This is a genomic window from Vibrio sp. JZG120 (assembly GCF_053890955.1).
Window position 1 is genome coordinate 119,307 of sequence record NZ_JBSRRK010000005.1, and the last position, 21,754, is coordinate 141,060.

The 21,754-nt window shown below is 46.8% G+C and carries 19 protein-coding genes; 7 read left to right on the top strand and 12 right to left on the bottom strand.

Annotated elements, in window-relative coordinates; genetic code table 11:
- Positions 1-18: 18 nt before the first annotated feature.
- Complete coding sequence (gene bioH / locus ACWPOD_RS12040) at positions 19-786, top strand: pimeloyl-ACP methyl ester esterase BioH (protein ID WP_006741796.1); 768 nt, start codon at positions 19-21, stop codon at positions 784-786.
- A 124-nt stretch (positions 787-910) separates the two neighbouring features.
- Positions 911-1,375, top strand: a complete 465-nt coding sequence (locus tag ACWPOD_RS12045; RefSeq protein WP_005379316.1) for a hypothetical protein — start codon at positions 911-913, stop codon at positions 1,373-1,375.
- Positions 1,376-1,479: 104 nt separating this feature from the next.
- Here the strand turns inward: ACWPOD_RS12045 and ACWPOD_RS12050 are convergent, their stop codons facing one another.
- The gene (locus tag ACWPOD_RS12050) at positions 1,480-3,801 is read right to left on the bottom strand and encodes a Tex family protein (RefSeq protein ID WP_456231918.1); all 2,322 of its coding nucleotides are present in this window, start codon (positions 3,799-3,801) and stop codon (positions 1,480-1,482) included.
- 229 nt (positions 3,802-4,030) lie between these two features.
- Between ACWPOD_RS12050 and ACWPOD_RS12055 the strand changes: the two genes are divergently transcribed.
- From ACWPOD_RS12055 to envZ, 5 genes are all read left to right on the top strand, one after another.
- Positions 4,031-5,911 carry an ATP-dependent zinc protease family protein gene (locus ACWPOD_RS12055; RefSeq protein ID WP_124007334.1) on the top strand — a complete coding sequence of 627 codons (1,881 nt, stop codon included), beginning with the start codon at positions 4,031-4,033 and terminating at the stop codon, positions 5,909-5,911.
- Positions 5,912-6,028: 117 nt separating this feature from the next.
- Positions 6,029-6,520: a transcription elongation factor GreB gene (gene greB, locus ACWPOD_RS12060; RefSeq protein WP_456231919.1), complete on the top strand. Its 492-nt coding sequence runs from the start codon at positions 6,029-6,031 to the stop codon at positions 6,518-6,520.
- A gap of 105 nt (positions 6,521-6,625) precedes the next feature.
- Positions 6,626-7,021 (top strand): DUF1090 domain-containing protein, encoded by a 396-nt coding sequence (locus ACWPOD_RS12065; protein WP_005394961.1) that lies wholly within the window; start codon positions 6,626-6,628, stop codon positions 7,019-7,021.
- 129 nt (positions 7,022-7,150) lie between these two features.
- Positions 7,151-7,870: an osmolarity response regulator transcription factor OmpR gene (gene ompR / locus ACWPOD_RS12070; RefSeq protein WP_005394960.1), complete on the top strand. Its 720-nt coding sequence runs from the start codon at positions 7,151-7,153 to the stop codon at positions 7,868-7,870.
- A gap of 102 nt (positions 7,871-7,972) precedes the next feature.
- Complete coding sequence (gene envZ / locus ACWPOD_RS12075; protein WP_047009400.1) at positions 7,973-9,265, top strand: two-component system sensor histidine kinase EnvZ; 1,293 nt, start codon at positions 7,973-7,975, stop codon at positions 9,263-9,265.
- 73 nt (positions 9,266-9,338) lie between these two features.
- Here envZ and ACWPOD_RS12080 read toward each other — a convergent pair whose 3' ends face one another.
- The 11 genes from ACWPOD_RS12080 to ACWPOD_RS12130 form a co-directional block, all read right to left on the bottom strand.
- Positions 9,339-10,727 carry a uracil-xanthine permease family protein gene (locus ACWPOD_RS12080; RefSeq protein ID WP_046874138.1) on the bottom strand — a complete coding sequence of 463 codons (1,389 nt, stop codon included), beginning with the start codon at positions 10,725-10,727 and terminating at the stop codon, positions 9,339-9,341.
- A gap of 232 nt (positions 10,728-10,959) precedes the next feature.
- Complete coding sequence (recG, locus tag ACWPOD_RS12085; protein WP_065646534.1) at positions 10,960-13,041, bottom strand: ATP-dependent DNA helicase RecG; 2,082 nt, start codon at positions 13,039-13,041, stop codon at positions 10,960-10,962.
- Positions 13,042-13,293: 252 nt separating this feature from the next.
- The gene (trmH, locus tag ACWPOD_RS12090) at positions 13,294-13,977 is read right to left on the bottom strand and encodes a tRNA (guanosine(18)-2'-O)-methyltransferase TrmH (RefSeq protein ID WP_012841211.1); all 684 of its coding nucleotides are present in this window, start codon (positions 13,975-13,977) and stop codon (positions 13,294-13,296) included.
- A gap of 52 nt (positions 13,978-14,029) precedes the next feature.
- Positions 14,030-16,150: a bifunctional GTP diphosphokinase/guanosine-3',5'-bis pyrophosphate 3'-pyrophosphohydrolase gene (gene spoT / locus ACWPOD_RS12095; protein ID WP_005394948.1), complete on the bottom strand. Its 2,121-nt coding sequence runs from the start codon at positions 16,148-16,150 to the stop codon at positions 14,030-14,032.
- Positions 16,151-16,189: 39 nt separating this feature from the next.
- Positions 16,190-16,462, bottom strand: coding sequence for a DNA-directed RNA polymerase subunit omega (gene rpoZ, locus ACWPOD_RS12100; protein ID WP_005379346.1), 273 nt, complete (start codon positions 16,460-16,462; stop codon positions 16,190-16,192).
- A 181-nt stretch (positions 16,463-16,643) separates the two neighbouring features.
- The gene (gene gmk / locus ACWPOD_RS12105) at positions 16,644-17,267 is read right to left on the bottom strand and encodes a guanylate kinase (RefSeq protein WP_005394946.1); all 624 of its coding nucleotides are present in this window, start codon (positions 17,265-17,267) and stop codon (positions 16,644-16,646) included.
- Positions 17,268-17,552: 285 nt separating this feature from the next.
- Positions 17,553-18,776, bottom strand: coding sequence for a tetratricopeptide repeat protein (locus ACWPOD_RS12110; protein ID WP_047009404.1), 1,224 nt, complete (start codon positions 18,774-18,776; stop codon positions 17,553-17,555).
- 9 nt (positions 18,777-18,785) lie between these two features.
- On the bottom strand, positions 18,786-19,418 hold the full coding sequence (locus ACWPOD_RS12115) for an energy transducer TonB (RefSeq protein ID WP_006741809.1): 633 nt from the start codon (positions 19,416-19,418) through the stop codon (positions 18,786-18,788).
- 4 nt (positions 19,419-19,422) lie between these two features.
- Positions 19,423-19,830, bottom strand: coding sequence for an ExbD/TolR family protein (locus ACWPOD_RS12120; protein WP_005379359.1), 408 nt, complete (start codon positions 19,828-19,830; stop codon positions 19,423-19,425).
- Positions 19,831-19,855: 25 nt separating this feature from the next.
- Positions 19,856-20,383, bottom strand: a complete 528-nt coding sequence (locus ACWPOD_RS12125; protein WP_005379363.1) for a MotA/TolQ/ExbB proton channel family protein — start codon at positions 20,381-20,383, stop codon at positions 19,856-19,858.
- Positions 20,384-20,392: 9 nt separating this feature from the next.
- Positions 20,393-21,754, bottom strand: a complete 1,362-nt coding sequence (locus tag ACWPOD_RS12130; protein WP_065275018.1) for a MotA/TolQ/ExbB proton channel family protein — start codon at positions 21,752-21,754, stop codon at positions 20,393-20,395.

The window sequence follows — 21,754 nt, forward strand, 5'->3', positions numbered from 1 at the left end:
GTGGGAGAGATTGAGAGCATGAGCACGAAATTACATTGGCAGTCGTTTGGTGAAGGACCTGATCTGGTGTTGTTACATGGTTGGGGTATGAATGGCGCGGTTTGGCAGCAAACCGTCGAATCACTTCAAACCGATTTCCGTGTTCATGTTGTTGACCTTCCGGGCTATGGACACAGTGCCGAGCATCATGGTGAAGATTTAGACCATATTGCTAACTTGGTCGCGCAAAGTGCGCCAAAGAAAGCGATTTGGCTTGGCTGGTCCCTCGGAGGCTTAGTGGCGACGCATGTCGCATTAAACATGCCCGAGCGTGTGACTAAGTTGATCACCGTAGCCAGTTCACCAAAATTTGCCGCAGAGAAGCCTTGGCGCGGTATTCAACCGAATGTACTGAGCGCGTTCACCTCTCAGTTGTTAGAAGATTTTTCACTGACCATTGAGCGCTTTATGGCGTTGCAAGCGATGGGCAGTCCATCTGCACGCAAAGATGTGAAACAACTCAAGCAAGCGGTACTGTCGCGCCCTCAGCCAAACCCTGAGTCGCTGTTGGTTGGGCTAAACATCCTTGCTGATGTGGATCTGCGCGATGCATTGACGTCTCTTTCTGTACCAATGCTGCGTCTTTATGGTCGTTTGGATGGATTGGTGCCGATTAAAGTGGCGAATGATTTAAGTGAACAGTTACCTCATACTCAGCAGTTTGTTTTCAATCAGTCCTCTCATGCGCCCTTTATGACCGAACATGACGAGTTTTGTGCCCAAATTCGAGAGTTTGCTCACGATTAATCAAATACAAGCGGAAAAAGCTCAAGCTGTTTAAAAAATGGTCGATATAAAGGTTGGTGAGGTTTTATTAGCCAATAAAGCTAAGCCATATTGACGAGTTGGGCGACTCTGAGGAGGGTTCGCAATGATTGTGTCACCGACCAACGTAAGTGTGCCACTGATCGCCCCATCCGTGAATGTGCAGACGGAACAAGCAGCTCGCGACAATAAAGTCCGAGAGCCTGTGACGCCAACGGTCGCATTGGCCAAAACCAATGCAGAGCGAAAAGTAAAAGGCGATGACAAGCGCCGACGTCAGTCTTCTTGGGATCCTTCAGAGCATCCTGATTATGACATGGAAACAGAAGTCGACACGCGTTATCAAGAAGAGCCGGAAGATACACTAGAACGGCTTTTTAGTTTGCTTGCGCTCAAGTCGTACAGTGAAGACCAAGGTAAGGGCTACGCAATTCGTTTTCGCTTACCAAAGCGCATTTTGGATGCTGCGATCAATGAAGGATTAATGGAAAAGCGCAGGAAGGTGATCAAGTTTCATTATGGTCATGCAGTCGCTCCCCATACCCCGTCAGAAGTGATAGCAGTATTATGACGACTCAATATCCTACTCAAACAAAAACGCTCCAAGCAGATTGAACTGATTGGAGCGTTTTCTTTTTAGCTATGAAAGCTCGTTAGCGGTGAGCCTAGGCGAGATTACTTTTTCGCTTTAGCAAACGCCGCCGCAAAAGCACCGCCCATTGCACTGTTCGATGAAGACTCATCGCGGCGAGGCTGACGACGTTGTGCTTGGTCATTACGACGTGGCGCTGCTGATGAGCGTTGGCTACGGTTATCTTGACCCGGCTCGTCGTTCAAACGCATCGATAGACCAATACGCTTACGCTGTACGTCCACTTCCATCACTTTTACCTTGACGATGTCACCTGCTTTCACGACTTCACGTGGATCAGAAACATAGCGGTCAGTCAGCGCAGAAATGTGGACCAGACCATCTTGGTGAACACCGATATCGACGAAGGCACCAAAGTTGGCTACGTTCGAGACCACGCCTTCTAGTATCATACCCGGTTCTAGATCAGAAACTGAATTTACGCCTTCTGCAAACGTAGCGGTCTTGAATTCAGGACGTGGGTCACGACCCGGTTTATCCAGTTCTTTGATGATATCGGTAACCGTTGGGACACCAAAGTGTTCATCGGTATAATCCACAGCGTGTAAGCCTTTAAGGAATGCTGAGTCACCAATCAGTGCCTTGATGTCTTTACTGTTTTTCTCAGCAATTGCTTTGACTACTGGGTACGCTTCCGGGTGGACCGCTGAAGCATCAAGTGGGTTCTTGCCGTCCATAATACGTAGGAAGCCAGCACACTGTTCGAACGCTTTAGGACCCAAGCGAGGTACTTTCTTCAACGTCGTACGTGCTTCGAAGCGGCCATTTTCGTCGCGGAAGTCGACAATGTTCTGCGCGATGGTGCTTGATAAGCCTGCTACGCGCGTTAATAGTGCGGCAGAAGCCGTGTTCACATCAACCCCAACCGCGTTTACACAGTCTTCCACAATCGCATCTAGGCGTTTTGCCAACATAGATTGGCTTACATCGTGCTGGTATTGACCCACACCGATCGATTTCGGATCGATTTTCACGAGCTCAGCCAATGGATCTTGCAAACGACGCGCAATCGACACTGCACCACGCAGTGATACGTCCATATTCGGGAACTCTTTCGCTGCGAGCTCAGAGGCCGAGTACACCGATGCGCCTGCTTCGCTGACGATGATTTTCTGAACTTTTAGGTTGCCGCGTTTGATTACGTCTGCGACAAAGCTATCGGTTTCACGAGAAGCCGTGCCGTTACCAATCGCAATTAAATCCACGTTGTACTTACGCACTAACTGGTCAACGATTTGCGCTGATTTGTCGTATTGTTTTTGCGGAGGGTGAGGGTAGATGGTTTCCGTAGCGAGAACTTTACCCGTTGAATCGACAACCGCGATTTTTGAACCGGTACGCAGACCAGGATCGAGACCAAGTGTTGCACGAGGGCCTGCCGGCGCCGCCATCAACAAATCTTTTAGGTTGGTCGCAAATACTTCAATCGCTTCAATTTCAGCACGCTCTTTCATTGCGCCCATTAGCTCGGTTTCCATGTGCATCGATACTTTGATGCGCCATGTCCAGCTGATCACTTGTTTGCGCCATGCATCTGCTGGTGCGCTACTTAACGTCACACCATAATGGCCGGCAATGATGGTTTCACAGTAAGATTGGCGAGCGCCTTCTTCCTGCTCTGGGTCAGCGTTCATGGCTAAAGTCAGGAAGCCTTCATTGCGGCCGCGCAACATCGCAAGTGCACGGTGAGAAGGGACTTTGCTCAGCGGTTCGTTGTGATTGAAGTAATCTTTGAACTTCTCACCCTCTTGCTCTTTTCCTTCAACGACGCGTGAGACAAGTTCCGCATTACGATTTAAGTGGTTACGGATTTTTTCCAGTAAGTTTGCGTCTTCAGCAATGCGTTCCATGATGATCGCACGGGCACCGTCTAGGGCGGCTTTGGTATCTGTGATGCCTTTGTCGGCATCAAGATATTTGCTTGCTTCGCTTTCTGGCTCGGTTTGCGGATGATTCCACAGCATGTCAGCTAGCGGTTCTAGGCCGGCTTCAATGGCGATTTGGCCTTTAGTGCGGCGTTTAGGTTTGTAAGGTAAGTAAAGGTCTTCAAGACGAGTCTTGCTATCGGCTTGAATAATTTCTTGCTCAAGCTCAGGCGTCAGTTTGCCTTGCTCTTGGATCGATTTGAGAATGGTTTGACGGCGGTCATCCATTTCACGAAGGTAAGACAGACGGCTGTCCAGAGTACGCAGTTGGGTATCATCAAGGCCACCCGTCACCTCTTTGCGGTAACGTGCAATAAAAGGGACGGTGTTACCGTCATCAATTAGGGTGACAGCGGCGTTGACTTGCTCAGGGCGAACATTCAGTTCTTGAGCAATCATACGACAGATAGCTTGGCTCATCCGTGTTTTCTCTTTCAATTCGGTTTGGGTTGTATAGAACATTGGGGTCGTTCGAAGAATTTGCAATGTTTTAAATTAACGAGACAAAAATTTACCGGGCGCTGGTGGACATCAGTCAGATTTGTGTCAAAACTGTAATTAAATTGAGAACTTATATCCGCAACTATCGACTAACCTATATCCACGGTTATTGATATAACTAAATGTACCTCGGCTTATACGGATAATCATGATGAAAAAAATGTCTTTGGCGTTAGCGCTTACGAGTGCCTTACTTGTCGCCCCGCTTAGTTGGGCACAATCCATATCAGCAACCACACAAGACCCTGTATATCAGCTTGATGACAAGTTGGTTCTTGGACGAGTGGAGAGCGTTTACTACAGTGATATTCCAGAGCTAAAAGCGGTACCATTTATTGGCAAGATTGATACTGGTGCTGACACCACGTCTATGCATGCAGAGAACATCCATGTCAGTAGCTCTCATCCCGACTACCAGAACTTGAAAGACAACGAGTTGTTGTGGGCGATTGTCGATGATTTAGGTGGGACGAAGGCGAAGTGGGATGCCGATACTTTTAAACCATATCAAGTGAAGGTGAGCTTTACGGTTCCTCATCCTTACACAGGAAAAGAAATACAGATTACCGATGATCTGGAGCGAGTGAGCGCCATTCGTAGTCGAACAAGCAAAAAGCCTATTTTACGCCCGACGATAAAAATGCCGATGACGATTGCAGGCCATACCGTTGATACAGAAGTGAATCTGACCAAGCGCACGCAATTCTCTTCTCCTATCTTGATTGGTAAAACCTATCTCGATAACAATGCGTGGGTATTCGCTGGCTACGACTATCTTCAAGAGCAACCAAGCGCAAAAATGATCGGCAAAAAAGAGACGGTTGAAGTCGAGGGCGTGCCATACAAGATCAGTATCTCAACCACCAGCCGCTACACCAACGTTCACGCACTGGATATCAAGGTTGATAAAAAGAACAATGAAGTTTCTTTCACGCTAGAAGGTGAAAACGGCAAGCGCCATCCAATGACGTTACCTTTGGTACGCATGCTGAAAACCACCAAAAGCGAGCGTCCGTTGGTCTACTTACCAGTGAAAATCGACGAAAACGAAACTCAACGTTGGTTAGTCTATTTGCGTGACCGCAGTAAGTTCAGTTCACAAATTCGCTTGGGTCAGGATGTCGCAAGCCAACACTTTGTGATTGATACCGACAGAGAAAACCTATTGGGCGGTGTTGAAAAAACGTTCAAGAGCGCACTCAAGTCAAAGCCCCTCGTGATTTCACCGGAAGAACAAGTCACCATTGATGGTTATACCGTTCCTGCTTACCCCACGTTTACGGTGAAAACGCCATTACTGCGTGTAAATGGCTTTGAAGTAACAGAAAAAGGTAAGGATGAATCTGTCACGTTTTATTTAATGAACGATGAGGGTAAAGAAGAAAAAATTACCAAGCCTGTGGTGAAAAAACTCAAAGTGGGTAGCACTGTGCGTCCCGTTGTTGATGGCGATTTCCTTTTCGGTAGCAAAGAGACATCAATGGAATTTGCACTCGATGTGCTAGATGAAGACGAGACGCAACCATTTTTCGTTTTTGGTCATGACATCGCCAAAGGCGGTGTGCTGCTGAATACTCGCGCCGACCATTTACTAGATGCAAGACCGCTTTTCAAAGCCGGTCATATCGAAGTGGCTGAAGTGGAAGGGATGTCTTTCCCTGTTAAATTGGACACTGGTGCTGACGTGAGCTCGATTAATGCCAAGGACATCAAGCGCTTTCAAAAAGACGGTAAAGATATGGTGAGCTTTACTTATGAAAACGATCTAGGCATGACCAAGGCGTTTACCCGTGAGGTGGTGGATGTCATGCGTATAACAGCCAAAAAAGGAGAAAAGGCCAACGAACGGCCGGTAGTAGAAATGCACGTTAAACTTGGCGAGTTAGAGAAGAAGATCCGAGTCAATTTGCAAGACCGAGGTCGCTTCCATTACAGCATGATTTTAGGTAAAAACTTCCTAAAACATGGCGCGGTTGTTTCGAGTGATACGAATTACATCGTGACGCAAAAACCAGATTACGAAAAGTAGCACTCTGGCCGCCTTATTATCTTGATACCCAAAGCCCGAACGAAGCCAGTGCTTTGGGTATATCATCTCCTTAATGCTGCTCAAGAGCGGCATTTTTTAGTTGAGATAGGAGTTAACTTGAAAACTAAGCTGATTACCCGTGAAGGTTATAACAAACTCAAACAAGAGCATGATTACCTTTGGAATGAAAAGCGTCCTGAAATCACCAAAATCGTCACTTGGGCGGCGAGCCTGGGCGATCGCTCAGAAAATGCGGATTACACCTTCAACAAACGTCTGCTTCGTCAGATCGATCGTCGTGTTCGATTTCTTCGCAAGTTTCTGCCTGAAGTCATGATCGTTGACTATTCTCCACAGCAAGAAGGCAAAGTCTTTTTTGGTGCTTGGGTTGAAATAGAAAATGAGGCAGGAGAGGTGAAGAAGTTCCGCATAGTTGGGCCTGAAGAGATTTATGGAGATGCGAAAGACTACATCTCTATCGATTCACCTATGGCGCGAGCGATGTTGAAAAAGCAAGTGGATGAAGAATTCACGGTGCGAACCCCAGAAGGTGAAAAAGAGTGGTTCATTAACTCGATTGAATACAACAAACCAGCCTTGGAAGACTGAGGCTTTATCACCGATTCAAGTCTCTTGAAGTTCACTGGAAGTGACTTGAGTCTCAACGTCAGCTTATTGAATACAAAGGCATGGTGCCTTTCTCGGAGAAGTAAAATGAACAAAGCAGTCATGTGTAGCGCTGCACTAACAATAGGATTCTCACTCTCAGTTTTTGCTCAAGATGAAGTGAAAGGCTGTGACGCCAAAGAGTTAGCGGTAGAACAGCAGCTTGAGTATGCGAAAGCACAAGGTAATGAACATCGAATTAAAGGCTTAGAACAGGCACTTACCGCTATCCAGAATGAATGTTCGGAAGGTGAACTGCGTCAAGAACTGCAAGCGGAAGTGGACGAAAAGGCGCGAGACGTTGAGGAGCGTGAGCAAGAATTAGCGGAAGCGCAGCGTTCAGGGAAAGCAGACAAAATCGAGAAAAAACGTCACAAATTGGCAGAAGCACAACAAGAGTTACTTGAGGCCAAACGTGAACTGGAATGGAATTATGGCCAATAGTAGGTGCTGAAAATACCTGCTAGAGAGAAAATAAAGCGCTTAAGATAAAAAGAGTAACAATTTGCTTGAGCACGTTAGGAAAAACAGTGATACATTTTCGACAATAGATGCTTCTGAAAGGATGTTTCAATGCAAGAAAATCATAAAATTTTAGTGGTTGATGACGATGCTCGTTTACGTGCTCTATTGGAGCGTTACCTTTCTGAGCAAGGTTTTCAGGTCCGAAGTGTCGCCAATGGCGAACAGATGGATCGCCTACTAACGCGCGAAAACTTTCACTTAATGGTGCTAGACCTAATGTTGCCAGGTGAAGACGGTTTGTCGATTTGTCGTCGTTTACGCCACGCGAACAACATGCTGCCAATCTTAATGCTCACCGCGAAAGGTGATGAAGTGGACCGCATTGTGGGTCTGGAAGTGGGGGCGGATGATTATTTGCCAAAACCATTTAACCCACGTGAATTACTCGCTCGCATTAAAGCCGTACTACGCCGTCAAACCGTAGAGTTGCCGGGTGCGCCAAGCACCGAAGAAAAAGTAGTGGAGTTTGGCGAGTTCCGACTCAATCTAGGCACTCGCGAGATGTTCCGCGGTGACGAGGCAATGCCACTGACCTCAGGAGAGTTTGCTGTCCTGAAAGCGCTCGTGACGAATGCGCGAGAGCCGATGTCACGAGACAAATTGATGAACATGGCACGTGGCCGTGAATATTCTGCGATGGAACGTTCTATTGACGTGCAAATCTCACGTTTGCGTCGCATGTTAGAAGACGATCCAAGCAAGCCACGCTACATTCAAACCGTGTGGGGGTTAGGTTACGTTTTCGTCCCAGACGGCAAAGAGGTGTAATCTCCTCACTCCATAGCCAGCACTTGGCTATAGCAACTTCAGCCTTCAAGTCCTTCCCTTCGAAGGCTGAAATTTCGCGATTAGGACCACCAGGAACGTTCCATGCGCATCCGAAGTTCACTGACACAATCTATTCTGCTGTTCATCTCTTTGCTTCTCGCTAGCCAAGTTTTCTCTTACTACGCCGTTTTTAACTACGCGTTGATGCCGAGTTTGCAGCAGTTCAATAAAATTCTCGCCCATGAGCTCAATTTGGTGCTTGATGATGAAGGGCCATTAAAATCTGATGCACCGCTGAGACGTCAATTATTAGAAAGGCTGGGGGTGACGGTTCACAGCCTTGACAGCGATAAAGCGGTTGAATTTCATCACGCGATGTCGATTGATTTGATGTCTGAAGAAATGAGCCAAGAGCTAGGTTCGCCGACCGAAGTGCGCTTATTGCTTGGTGATGAAAGTTACATCTTGTGGATGCACATCGAAAAGTTGCCGAACTCCATCATTCGTATTCCTTTATCTGAGCTGCAAGAAGAAGATTTTGCACCGCTGTTTCGTAACAGCTTGATTATGGCGCTGCTGATCATTGCTGGTGGTTGGTTGTTTATTCGTTTACAAAACCGCCCACTTTTGGCTTTAGAGAGAGCCGCGAAAGACGTCGGTCGAGGTGAAATCCCGCCACCGTTGGCAGAAAAAGGCGCATCGGAAATTCGCTCTGTAACCCGAGCGTTTAATCAAATGTCCAAAGGCATTCAGGAGCTCGAAGAAGATCGCGCCCTATTAATGGCGGGGATTAGCCATGACTTGCGAACACCGCTGACGCGCATTCGCTTAGCGACAGAAATGATGTCTCCCGAGGACAGCTACCTTGCTGAAGGGATCATTAGCGATACGGAAGAGTGCAATGAGATCATTAGTCAGTTTATGGACTACCTCAAACCGGTGAACAAAGAATCGTTTGAACCTGTGGATATCAGTACGATTGCCAGTGATGTCGCCAGTTCGGAAGGTGGTTATGAGGCTGAAATTGAAACGGATCTTAATCCTAACCTGCCGCCAGCTAAAGGAAGCGCCATTGCGATTAAACGGGCGATCAGTAATTTAGTTGTCAATGCACTGCGTTACGGCAATGGCTGGGTCAAAATCAGTACTGGTGTGACGGCAGATAAGCAGCTAGTGTGGATATCGGTAGAAGACAACGGACCGGGTATCGAGCATTCTCAAATCGCAAAATTATTTGAACCCTTTACGCGTGGTGATACAGCTCGCGGCAGTGAAGGTACAGGGCTTGGGCTGGCGATAGTGAAGCGTATAATCAGCCAGCACTCAGGCTCTGTGGTGATGCGTAATCGCAGTGAAGGCGGTTTAATCGCTCAAATCAGCTTTCCTACCAAGTAAGTCGGTGACTGTACCATTTAAAACAAAAAGCCCAACCTAAACAGGTTGGGCTTTGCTTTTCTCTACAATCTTATTAAGACTCTTTTACTTCTTGAGGAAGTTCATCTTCGTCTTCCAGTTTCTCTGGCAGAAGTAGGTTTAAAATGATCGCTGTGATACCACCTGCAGCAACGCCAGTGGAGAAAATACTCTTAATAAATTCTGGCATGAATTGCAGAATCTCTGGTTTTTGCGCGATACCAAGCCCCATTGAGAAGGATAAGGCCATGATCAGAATTGCGCGGCGATCGAGCTCAACACGAGAGATAATACGCACACCAGCGGCTGCAATCGTACCAAACATGACAATCGTTGCGCCGCCAAGTACTGGCTCAGGAATCAGCTGAACAAAGCTAGCGACACCAGGAAACAAGCCAAGAATCACTAACATGCCAGAAATAAAGTAACCCACGTAACGGCTCGCAACCCCTGTTAGCATAATGATGCCGTTATTCTGGCTAAAGGTGGAGTTCGGGAAACTGTTAAACACGGCTGCGATTGCAGAGTTTAAGCCGTCTGCTAGTACACCCCCCTTAATGCGTTTCATGTACACAGGGCCTTTTACTGGCTCGCCAGACACTTCGGATGTGGCGGTAATATCGCCGATGGCTTCTAGTGCGGTAATAAAGAAAATCAGTACCAGCGGAATGAACAGAGACCAGTCAAACGATAAGCCATATTGCATTGGTACCGGTAGTGCTACGATCTCGGTTGTGCCTAGCTGAGAAGTATCTACCATCCCCATAAAATACGCCATGATATAGCCTACCAGCATCGCAATCACAATCGAAGCCACACGGATGTATGGGTTTTTAGAGCGGTTTAAAATCACAATTAATCCAAGTACCGTCCCAGCCAGAGCAAGTTTGTCTAAGCTGCCGAAGGTTCCCTCATTTAATGCCGCGTAGCCACCGCCCATTGATACTAAGCCGACTTGAATCAGTGTGAGACCGATAAGAGTGACGACAATGCCTGAAACGAGCGGAGTGATAATGCGACGAGCATGCTCTAATACGCGAGATAGGAAAATCTCTGCAAATGATGCGACTAAAATCGTACCAAAAATGGCTGCCATCATGGTGCTGATGTCTGCACCACCAGCTTTTAGCGATAGGCCTGCACCAATAATAGGGCCTAAAAAGTTAAAGCTGGTGCCTTGAACAGAGAGTAAACCAGAGCCAATTGGGCCAAAGGTGCGAATTTGAATAAACGAAGACACGCCTGACGCAAATAAAGACATGCTGATGATGGTATTCGTTTGGTCTGCTGGTACACCCAAAGACTGACAGATGATCAGTGACGGAGTGATAACCGCGACGAACATCGCCAATAAGTGCTGAAGTGCGGCAAAAATGGTTTGAGGCAAAGGTGGTCGATCATTGAGTTGATAGACCAGTTCCGAAGATCGGTTTGAAGTTGTCATTGTTTGTCTCGCTAGTCGCAATATATTCCCAGATCTCGCTGAATGGGAGAGCTGGGTGGAGTTGACGTCGTTACCTGTGATTGCTGTTAATCAGAGTCAACTCAGGTTGGTGGAGTGTGATGCAACACACTTAAAAATTTGTGCGCGATTATAGAGAGATTTACCTAAAAAGCAAACGTTTGCTTTGTTTTGGGCGTATTAAAAAACGAGCCATTTGGCTCGCTTTTAATCACTATGCTTTGGAGTAAATATCCCGCTCACCCAACCAGCGATCAATAATTGCTGTTGCGTTAGTCGGGTAATTGTCATGAATATGACGCGCAATGCGCTGAACTTCGGGAATCAGGCGTTGATCTCGAACTAAGTCTGCGATTTTGAAATCAGCAAGACCAGTCTGTTTTGTACCCAAGAGTTCGCCTGGGCCACGAATTTCTAGGTCTTTCTGTGCGATGACGAAGCCATCGTTACTTTCACGTAGTACTCCCAGACGTTTTTGCGCGGTTTTCGACAGTGGGGAGTGGTACAGCAGCACACAATGGCTAGCAACGGAGCCTCGGCCCACGCGACCTCTTAACTGGTGTAATTGTGCTAAACCAAGACGTTCGGGGTTTTCGATGATCATCAAGCTAGAGTTTGGCACATCCACGCCAACTTCAATCACCGTCGTTGCGACCAGCAAATGTAGTTTATTGTCTTTGAAATCTTGCATCACCGCTTGTTTCTCTGCCGGCTTCATTCGGCCGTGTACTAGACCAATTTTTACGTCCGGTAGCTTACGTTGAAGCTCTTCAGCGGTATCTGCCGCGGCTTGCGCTTCTAATACTTCCGACTCATCAATCAGAGTACACACCCAATATGCCTGCTTACCTTCGTTTAAACAGGCATTTCGGACACGCTCGACGATGTCGTCACGTTTTGTGTCAGGAATGGCGACGGTTTGAATCGGCGTTCGACCTGGTGGCAGTTCGTCAATCACGGAAGTTTCCAGATCTGCGTAAGCGGTCATCGCTAACGTGCGAGGAATGGGCGTTGCCGTCATGATCAACTGATGTGGGTAGGCGCCTTGTTTAGCGCCTTTTTCACGTAACTCTAATCGCTGATGGACACCAAAGCGGTGCTGTTCATCAATGATGACCAAAGCAAGGTGATGAAATTCAACGTGCTCTTGGAATAGCGCGTGAGTACCCACTACCATTTGCGCTTCACCACTGGCAATGCGAGCCAGCTCGGCTTCCTTTGCTTTACCTTTGAGTTTGCCCGCTAACCAACCGACTTGAATGCCCATTGTTTCAAACCAGTTGGCGAAGTTGATCGCGTGTTGCTCAGCCAATAGTTCGGTTGGTGCCATGAGTGCCACCTGATAGCCGTGCTCAATGGCACGAACGGCGGCCAGAGCGGCAACCAACGTCTTCCCCGATCCCACATCACCTTGCACTAGGCGCATCATTGGGTGGGGTTTTTCTAAATCGGTTTCAATCTCTTGTACTACTCGGGTTTGAGCGTTTGTAGGAGAGAAAGGCAGTTGGGCTAAAAGCTGCGTTTTTAGTTTATTACAAGGACCGAGAGGTAGCGCTGAATCCTTCTGACCTTTGCTACGCACCGCCAACATCGAGAGATTCTGTGCTAGCAACTCTTCCATGATTAAGCGGATTTGGGCAGGATGTTTGCCTTCGTCAAACTCATCTAAATTAATGGTTGGTGGTGGGCGATGAATGGTGTGCAGCGCTTGCGACATCGTGATTTGATGGTTATACAGCCCGGCTGGAAGTAATTCCTGCACTGCGGTTTTATCAAGCAGGGCTAAAGCTTGTTCGGTAAGGTTGCGCAATGTGATTTGGCGTAAACCATCTGTAGTGGGATAAACAGGGGTTAAGCTCTGTTCTACATCGGGCTTTTGCTCGCTGACGTAAAACTTGTAGTCAGGATGAACAATTTCCAAGCCCATGCCACCGCGCTTAATTTCACCGTAAGCATGTACTAACTTACCTTGTGTGAAATTGTTCTTCATGGCCGCGGTAAAGTTGAAAAAGCGCAGCGTGATAGTGCCATTACCGTCGCTGATTTTTACCGTTAACATTTTGCGCTTACCGAAGATGGTATCGACTGCCATGACCTTGCCTTGCACGGCCGCCCAAAGGCCGGCATGCAGTTTAGCAATAGGATAAATACGGGTACGATCTTCGTAGCGCAGTGGAAGATGAAACAGCAAATCTTGAACGCTATGTAAGCCAACTTTGGCGAGTTTTTCTGCGACTTTCGCGCCAACCCCAGAAAGGGAGGTTAATGGGACGGCAGATAACATTTGGGCGGACATAGAGGGCTCAAGAAAATGGTTAACATAGCAGTATGTTAACCATGGAGCTGTGTTTTTGTACAGGAAAAAATAGTCATGCTTTAGTTAGTGTCATGATCTGACTTATAACCTGTCATTCCGAGGAGCCTAGCGACATCAGGATTCTATTTCCAACAAGTATGTCGCTGAAGTTAACACTACCAGCATCTGTATACTCCAGAATTAGATCTTGAATCACGCCCCTTCGCCGCTGTTCAGGATGACGAAAGTCTGTTACTTGCTTTGCATCTCTTGCCACCACGCGTCATCGGCGATGATTTGACCTTCTTCATCGAGTGGTGGGTAAACGAGCCCTTTTCGTTTCGCGACCTTTGCCAGCACTGGGTGACCACGTTCAAAGAGAATACGGTTGATTGTCTCTTTAGGCAGAGCGCTTTCTTCTCGGTCGTACATGCCTGCGGCTTCACGTTGACGTTGCGCTTCATACAAAATTACAGCACTGGCAACCGATACGTTTAGTGACTGCACCATGCCTATCATCGGGATAATTATGTCTTGATCGGCAAGTTGTTTGGCTTGATCTGAAGCGCCAACTTTTTCACTGCCTAAAATGATGGCAGTTGGTTTGGTGTAGTCGATTTCGCGAAAATCGACGGCGGTGTCTGAAAGATTGGTCACCAAAACCTGCATACCTTGCGCTTTGAGCTCGGTAATCGCAGTTTCAATTGAATCGTGAGTATCAACTTCAACCCAGTTACGCGCGCCAGCTGAGGTATGGCTCAGCGTACGCATTTTGTCAGGCCAAATGGCATGAACTTTGTGTAAACCTGTCGCGTCAGCGGTACGGATCACGGCAGAGACGTTGTTTGGCTTATGTACTTCTTCGAGACAAAGTGTCAGATCAGTTTGGCGAGTTTTTAGGACTTGGTGAATGCGGTTGTAACGTTCTAGGTTCATATTTATTGAGGTATAAAAAATCGCCACCTAACAGGGTAGGTGGCGATAGAGGTTAGTTCTTTCTGCGTCTGACTCGGGTTGCTTGAGGCATTGCCTTAATCTTACGCATGATACCAGCAAGGTGGACGCGATCTTTCGTCGTCAACAGCACAGTCACAGTGTACAAACGACCATCACGTTCTTCCGTTGAAAGACCATGAATGTTTGACCCTGTTTTCGAGATCACGTTGGTCAGTTCTGCAAGAGCACCTTGGTTGTTCAGCATGTCGACTTTAAGTTCAGCAATAAACTCTTTGTCGTAGTCGTCAGACCAAGCGACAGCCATATAACGGTCTGGCTCTTTCTGATAACCACGAACGTTCGGACATGTTTCTCGGTGAACAACCAAACCACGACCAGGCGATACGTGAGCAATAATGTGATCATCTGGGATAGGATGACAGCAATTTGCAAACGTCAGCAATAAGCCTTCTGCGCCACGAATCGGAAGCTTCTTCTTCGAGTCCGTTGGGATTGAGCTTGTTGTCGTGAGCTCTTCGGTATCACCAAGGAGACGACGTGCAATCACAATACTCATCAACTCACCCAATCCAATAGCTGCCAATAAATCATCGATGCTTTCTAGGCGAAGATCATTCAAGACTTCTTGGATATTTTCTGGATAAATTGAATCAATCGAGTGGCGGCCAAGTGCGTGATTAAGTAGGCGACGACCTAAAGTAATCGACTCTTCACGACGCATCGTTTTCAGTACTTGTCGAATCTTAGTGCGGGCACGAGAAGTCACGACATAGTTTAGCCATGCCGCATTCGGACGCGCACCAGGGGCACTGATAATTTCCACCGTCTGACCGTTTTTCAATGCCTTACTCAATGGGTAAGGGTTACGATCAACACGAGCACCAACACAAGAGTTGCCTACATCGGTATGTACGGCATAGGCAAAGTCGACAGCCGTTGCGCCTAAAGGCAATTCAACGATACGACCTTTTGGTGTGAAGACGTAAATCTCATCTGGGAAAAGATCGGATTTTACGTTTTCAATGAATTCGAATGAGTTACCCGCGCTTTGTTGTAGCTCTAACAGGCTTTGCATCCAACGCTGAGCTTTCACTTGCGCAGTGGTGCCAGACTTGTCGCCTTTGTCTTTGTAAGACCAGTGTGCCGCGACACCTTTGTCCGCCATTTGATCCATATCTTCAGTACGGATCTGAACTTCAACAGGTACGCCATGTGGGCCAACCATGGAAGTGTGTAGCGATTGGTAGCCGTTCGCCTTTGGTACCGCGATGTAATCTTTCATGCGACCAGGACGTGGCTTATACAAGCTGTGTACTTGGCCTAAAACGCGATAACAAGTATCAGCGGTATCAACAACGACTCGGAACGCATAGATATCCATGATGGTGTGAAAGCGCTGTTCTTTGGTTTTCATCTTGTTATAGATAGAGAACAGGTTTTTCTCACGACCAACCACACGAGCATTCAAGCCAAAATCTTGCAGACGGCCTTCTATTTCGCTGTGAATACGTTGGATCATCTCTTTACGATTGCCGCGTGCCGCTTTTACCACTTCTTTTAGTACGCGGTAGCGGTTGGGATATAGCGCTTCAAAGCCCAGCTCTTCGAGTTCGGTTTTGATATTGTGAATACCAAGACGATGAGCGAGTGGCGCGTAAATCTCTAACGTTTCACGAGCAATACGACGTTTTTTATCTGGTCGAAGCGCGCCAAGCGTACGCATGTTGTGCGTGCGGTCAGCCAGTTTGATCAGAATGACGCGGATATCTTGCACCATGGCCAGAACCATCTTACGAAAGTTCTCAGCCTGAGCCTCTTTCCTATCGCGGAATTTGAGTTTGTCCAGTTTAGATACACCATCAACCAATTCTGCGACAGTGTTGCCGAATTTCTCTTCGAGATCTTCTTTAGTTACATCACAGTCTTCAATGACGTCATGCAGCAAAGCAGCTTGGAGGGTTTCGATATCAAGGCGCATTTCGGCCAAGATACGAGCCACAGCGACAGGGTGGATGATGTATGGTTCACCGCTAGAGCGGGTTTGCCCTTCATGGGCATCTCTCGCTACCACATAAGATTGACGCAGAGCCTCAATCTGAGGCTCTGTTAGGTATTCTTGGGCAACGTCTTTGAGGCTATCGAATAGATACAAATTATAGGCCCGGGAGGTTGTTGAATTCTAAAGTCAGAATTAACGGTTGTGAGCGATGCTGCTTACTGCCGCTAGCTCTGCCGCTTCTTGCTCTTGCTGTTCTTGACGTTCACGAGCGTCTAGAACTTCTTTAGTAATTAAACCTTCTTCGATTTCGCGTAGAGCGATAACCGTTGGCTTATCGTTCTCTTCTGGCACTAGTGCATCTTTACCGCCAGTTTGCATTTGACGAGCGCGGCGAGCCGCAATCAGTACTAGGTCGAAACGGTTGCCAACTTTTTCAACAGCGTCTTGAACAGTTACGCGTGCCATGAGGACTCCAAATAGTTAACTAAAATTTTAGAATGACGAGAAAGTATACAACCTAACTACTTTATTTACTAGCAATTAGACAAGCCACCGTTTGTGGACTTTCTCAGGTAGTTTATTGTGTTTTTCGCACTGAGCAAAAAACGAGAAATTCTTTATGTTTTACAGCGTGACTTTTTTGAAGTTACTCTGCTAACAACGCGTCAAGCATACCTTTATATTTAGCAGCTTGCTTTTCTTCCTTCAATCTCTCTGCACGCAAGATGGCTTTAAAGTCCATCAAAGCGGTATCAAAATCGTCGTTTACGATCACGTAGTCGTATTCGCTGTAATGAGAGATTTCTGACTTGGCTTCAGCCATACGTTTTGCGATCACTTCATCGCTATCTTGACCACGAGTGTTCAAGCGACGCTCTAGCTCACCGTTTGATGGTGGCAGGATGAAGATGCTTTTGGCTTCAGGCATTTGCTCACGGATTTGACGTGCGCCTTGCCAGTCGATATCTAGAAAAACGTCGATACCTTTATTTAGCGTTTCTTCAATCCACACACGAGAGGTGCCGTAATAATTACCAAACACTTCAGCGTATTCTAGGAAATCACCTTTAGCGATCAGGGCTTCAAACTCATCTTTCGCTACAAAATGGTAGTGGACACCATTTTCTTCACCAGGTCGCATGTTACGCGTGGTATGAGACACAGACACTTTCATTGCGTAGGTTGGATTGCGTTCCAACATCGCTGAGATCAAGCTAGATTTACCTGCGCCGCTAGGTGCAGATACGATATAGAGAGTACCTTTGCCCATTGTACTGTTCCACTTTTGATTGGATTGATTGAGTGCCGAAGGAAAGTCCGACATTCTTATAACGATAGCACTGGCAATGATAAATCAACCACCAAAGGGATGGATATTGGTGATAATCCCGCCAGAAAAATGGAGGCGAAGAGTATCATGATCTCTATTTTGTTACCAGTTGATCTTTTCGTCTTACTTAAATGTTGAAAAGAGCTCGCGTGCGCACAAACAAACGAAAAAAGGGGAAGCTTTCACTTCCCCAGGCGTGCGACTGACTCACACTTAATCTTCAAATTATCCTTGGGATTCTAGGAAATTTATCCAAGGGCTAACGGTAGACCTAAATTTTGGCGATTGAGCCGCGCCTTTCATTGCCTGTAAGGCCTTTTGTGGCTGTTTAAGCTCGAAATAGGCCATTCCGCGAATGTATTCAAGTTCTGCCTTTTGCTCTTTAGAGGCATTCGATGCCGCGTTTTCTACAAAGCGAGTCGCTTCAGAATACTGCTTGTCTTGTACCATTAAGCGAGCAATCTGAATTTGCGTTTTAGCAGAAGGAGCGATGTTATATGACTTTTTATAAGCGAGAATCGATTTATCTAGCTCTTTAGCTTGCTGCCAGAAGCTGGCCAAGCGATCATAGTTTTCCTTCGTCTTTTCAATGTTTCCAGATGCCATCTCCTTCTCAAGAGTTTTGGCCGCTTTATATGGAATACCTTGGTAAGCTAAGAAGTTTACAAAACGTAAGTACTCTTTCTCTCCCTCCAGTTTCCCCATTTTGTAAACCATTTCTAAGGTTGCTAAAGAGTTTTGCTCTTGACCCAACTCCATATAAACGCCAGAAAGTTGCATCCAGTAACGCTTTTTCTGAGGGTACTTTGAAGTAAGGGTTTTAAGCACACTGGCAACGCTTTTCAGCTGGCCTAACTCGTAGTGAGAGGCAACGAGAATTAAGTACCAAGACTCACTTGGGCTCTTGCTCATCGCAATTGCTTTTTTGGTTGGTGGGATTGCATTTCTGTAATCTTCCAACTGGACATAAGCGCTTGCTAACGTGATATAAGCATGAGCTTGAGGTTTTTCTTTGGTTGTTTCTGCAACTTTGAACCATTCCTTCATCGTTTTCACAGACAACGTGTACTTCTCTTCAGCTAGGTAAAGCTGAGCCAAGCTGTAGCGAACTTGTTGAGCGACTGGAACGGGAAGCGCATCGAGCTTTAATGCTTCGGCAAAGTATTTCGCGGCTTGCACATAATTGTCTTGTAGCGAATACAAAAAGCCCGTTTGCTGAAGTAAAACTGCTCGGTCGTATTTTTTCGAACTTGTGCTTTCTAAAGCGCTTGCTAGTTTTTCTTTCGCTGCTGAATATTTTTCAGTTGCGATCAACTCTTGCACTTTGTTGACGGTTCGAAATGTCCGATCTGATAACTGAGGAGCTTCTTTTGCCATCGTAGGAGCGGCAAATGCCACTCCTGCGAAGAGAATTAAAGAAGCCACTTTGCTTTTCCATAAACTTTTCATCGTGACTCCTTAATTGGTTGAGAACTCTATTTCTTGCGATAGGCGCGAGCTAACAGGTTTTCCGTCAACCAATTTTGGTTTAAATGTCCATTTAGAGACTGTTTTTCTTGCCGCTCGACCGAGGCCTAAGCGTCGTGGTTGCTCTTTAAGAACTTTGATGTCCTCTACGGCACCACGTGCGTTTACAGTAAACTCTAATAAGACGACCCCTTTTTCTATTCCGGCTTTCGCAGCCTTCCTAGGCATTTGAGGTTGGAATGTTGCAAGAGGGGTCGGACCTCCGCTACCCGCTAATTGTGCACCTCCACCCTGGCTATAATGTCCAAGCACCGAACCACCTGTAACATTTACGGGTAGGTCAAGTTTTGGCATGTCCATTGGGGTCTGCTCCATCACCGGTTTTACTGTCGCTGTCACTTTCATTTCTGGTGGCGGCGGCGGACGCTTAGGTGGTGGTGGTTTTGGAAGTTCGCGTTTTTTCTCCTGTATTTTTTCTTCTGGTTTAATGCGAATAAACTCGACCATACGCAGGTCATCATTCGACACTAACTCGTGGCGCTCTTTGTTTACTAGCTTGTCCATCCCCCAGAACAACCCGAGGGAGACAATGAGCGCCAGTGCAATTGAGGCCAGATACCGCATAAGCTTAATCCTTATTGGTTGCGGCAATGGAGATGCTTTCTACACCTGCCATTTTGATCTGGTCCATAACCTTCACGACTACGCCAGCATTTGCTTCAGTGTCGGCTTGGATAACAACTGCGCCATCAGGACTTTCTGCACGAAGACGTTCAATGTTCGCGCGAACCGCGTCCACTTCGATGCGGCGCTTATCAACCCAAACATCACCCGCCGCACCAACTGCGACCATGATGTTACCTTTCTTAACGGTTTGCGCTGAGCTTGCCGTCGGACGGTTTACTTCTAGACCTGCTTCTTTTACGAACGATGTTGTTACGATAAAGAAGATCAACATGATAAATACGATGTCGAGCATCGGTGTCATATCGATAGCGGTTTCATCACTGCTATCACTGCTATAGCGTCTTTTCATGACCTATACCTCTAATTCCATTTACTCAGGCAATATGCTTTAGCTTATCTTCCAGCTTTTGCGTTGTGACTTTGGCTAAATGATCAAGACGTGAACTAAAGAACAGTCCTGATAGAGAAGCCACCATCCCGGCTAAAGTTGGGATTGTTGCCTTTGAGATCCCCGAGGCCATTGCTCGAGGGCTTCCTGTTCCTGTTACCGCTAAGATGTCGAATACTTGGATCATGCCGACAACGGTGCCGAGTAGACCCAGTAGGGGACAGAGTGCAATCAATACTTTCACGATTGGTAGTCCCTTTTTATTCTCAATATCCTGACGAGAAACGATTTCTTGTCGGATCATCTTAGCGTTCCAACTTTGATGCTCTGAGCGCCCTTGCCATGAGCCAACGGCTTTTTTCATGGCTTTTGGAGCGACGGCAGCAAAATAGAACCAACGTTCTAACAATACTGCCCACAGCATAAAGCTGAGGATGAAGATGGCGACGAGTACATCGCCACCCATTCCCAAGAAGCGCCTAATTGATTCAAGTTCTCCAACTAACCACCACATAACGCCTCCTTAGCTTTCGGCTTTATGCAGTTTTTCCTGATAGCGAGCGATGAAGCCTGCACTCTGTTCTTCAAGAGTTTGAACCAAACGACGACCTTTGCTGTGTACGATGGTGTAAAGGAACAGCAATGGAATTGCGACAACCAGACCTAGCATAGTGGTAACAAGAGCTTCAGAAATACCGCCAGCCATCAGTTTAGGATCGCCGGTACCGAACAGAGTAATGGCTTGGAATGTGCCGATCATACCCATTACCGTACCCAGTAGGCCAAGTAGAGGAGCTACAGAAGCAAAAAGCTTGATGGAGCTGATGAAGCGCTCAATGCTTGGAGCATTACGTAGAATGATTTCGTCCAGCTTCGCTTCCAGATCTTCAAGGTTGTCACCTTTGTGCTCTTGGTAAGCTTGGATAACTTCACCCAATGGGTTGCCAGGAATCACGGTTTCTGATTTCGCTTGCTTACGCATTTTACCGCCAATCACTTGAAGGCGTAGGAAGCAAACAAGAGCAATGATAGCGCCAACTGCACCCATACCAAGGATGACGTAACCTACAATGCCACCTTGATCAATACGTTCTTGAACGGTAGGACTTTGCACAAGTAGAGACAAAATGACACCACGGGATGGGTCAATAAACAGTGGTTCATAGCTGTTTGACGCTGATTCAAAGCCTGCAACATGACGTGTAATATTGGTGCGAGGCTGTCGAGAGAGTTCTTCGAACTTACCTGTTTGAGGTACATAAGTGACGTACTTACCATCGGCAATCGCGTTAAATTCACCGACAAGAGTGACATCGCGAACCGCTTCTTTACCTTCGCCATAAACAACCGTTGCTTGGGTTGTTGCAGTTTCGCCAGAAGCAACCACTTGTTGAAGAATGGTATGCCAGAAAGCTTCTAGCTCTTGTGTTGACGGCAGTTCTTTACTTTCAGCCAGTTTCGTTAGTAGAGCGTCACGCTCTGGGAACTGAACAGCGTTTTGAGAGGCTGCAAATAAGCCCTTAAACTCTCCCGCATACTGGCGGACCACACCAAACATTTCGCCCAAAGTACCAGAGCGAACACGTAGGGTTTCTGTTAGTTCAGTTAGCTGCTTATCGTTTTCATCAAATGTTGCTTTAAGTTGATCGCCCAGTGCTTGCTGCGCAGCTAACTCTTCGCGAGCTTGTTGCAATAATGCCGCTTGCTTATCGCGATTGTTCTTGAACTCAGCTTCACGGGCTTTGTTCTCTTTCGACTCAACGATGCTTTCTGATTTTACGTTTTTAAGTAGTTCAGATAAGTTTTTAGGCGCTTCTGCTTGTACGCCAGAAACCATAAATAAGCTCGCTAGTAGGCCAGCGGCTAGCGTTTTGAATCCTTTCAT

Coding starts and splice junctions, on each gene's coding strand:
- gmk (WP_005394946.1), bottom strand. CDS start 17,267: ATGGGCAAAGGTACTCTCTATATCGTATCTGCACCTAGCGGCGCAGGT.
- ACWPOD_RS12055 (WP_124007334.1), top strand. CDS start 4,031: ATGATGAAAAAAATGTCTTTGGCGTTAGCGCTTACGAGTGCCTTACTT.
- bioH (WP_006741796.1), top strand. CDS start 19: ATGAGCACGAAATTACATTGGCAGTCGTTTGGTGAAGGACCTGATCTG.
- ACWPOD_RS12125 (WP_005379363.1), bottom strand. CDS start 20,383: ATGTGGTGGTTAGTTGGAGAACTTGAATCAATTAGGCGCTTCTTGGGA.
- trmH (WP_012841211.1), bottom strand. CDS start 13,977: ATGAACCTAGAACGTTACAACCGCATTCACCAAGTCCTAAAAACTCGC.
- recG (WP_065646534.1), bottom strand. CDS start 13,041: ATGTCCGCCCAAATGTTATCTGCCGTCCCATTAACCTCCCTTTCTGGG.
- ACWPOD_RS12045 (WP_005379316.1), top strand. CDS start 911: ATGATTGTGTCACCGACCAACGTAAGTGTGCCACTGATCGCCCCATCC.
- ACWPOD_RS12080 (WP_046874138.1), bottom strand. CDS start 10,727: ATGACAACTTCAAACCGATCTTCGGAACTGGTCTATCAACTCAATGAT.
- ompR (WP_005394960.1), top strand. CDS start 7,151: ATGCAAGAAAATCATAAAATTTTAGTGGTTGATGACGATGCTCGTTTA.
- ACWPOD_RS12115 (WP_006741809.1), bottom strand. CDS start 19,418: ATGCGGTATCTGGCCTCAATTGCACTGGCGCTCATTGTCTCCCTCGGG.
- ACWPOD_RS12065 (WP_005394961.1), top strand. CDS start 6,626: ATGAACAAAGCAGTCATGTGTAGCGCTGCACTAACAATAGGATTCTCA.
- ACWPOD_RS12050 (WP_456231918.1), bottom strand. CDS start 3,801: ATGAGCCAAGCTATCTGTCGTATGATTGCTCAAGAACTGAATGTTCGC.
- rpoZ (WP_005379346.1), bottom strand. CDS start 16,462: ATGGCACGCGTAACTGTTCAAGACGCTGTTGAAAAAGTTGGCAACCGT.
- ACWPOD_RS12110 (WP_047009404.1), bottom strand. CDS start 18,776: ATGAAAAGTTTATGGAAAAGCAAAGTGGCTTCTTTAATTCTCTTCGCA.
- ACWPOD_RS12130 (WP_065275018.1), bottom strand. CDS start 21,754: ATGAAAGGATTCAAAACGCTAGCCGCTGGCCTACTAGCGAGCTTATTT.
- envZ (WP_047009400.1), top strand. CDS start 7,973: ATGCGCATCCGAAGTTCACTGACACAATCTATTCTGCTGTTCATCTCT.
- ACWPOD_RS12120 (WP_005379359.1), bottom strand. CDS start 19,830: ATGAAAAGACGCTATAGCAGTGATAGCAGTGATGAAACCGCTATCGAT.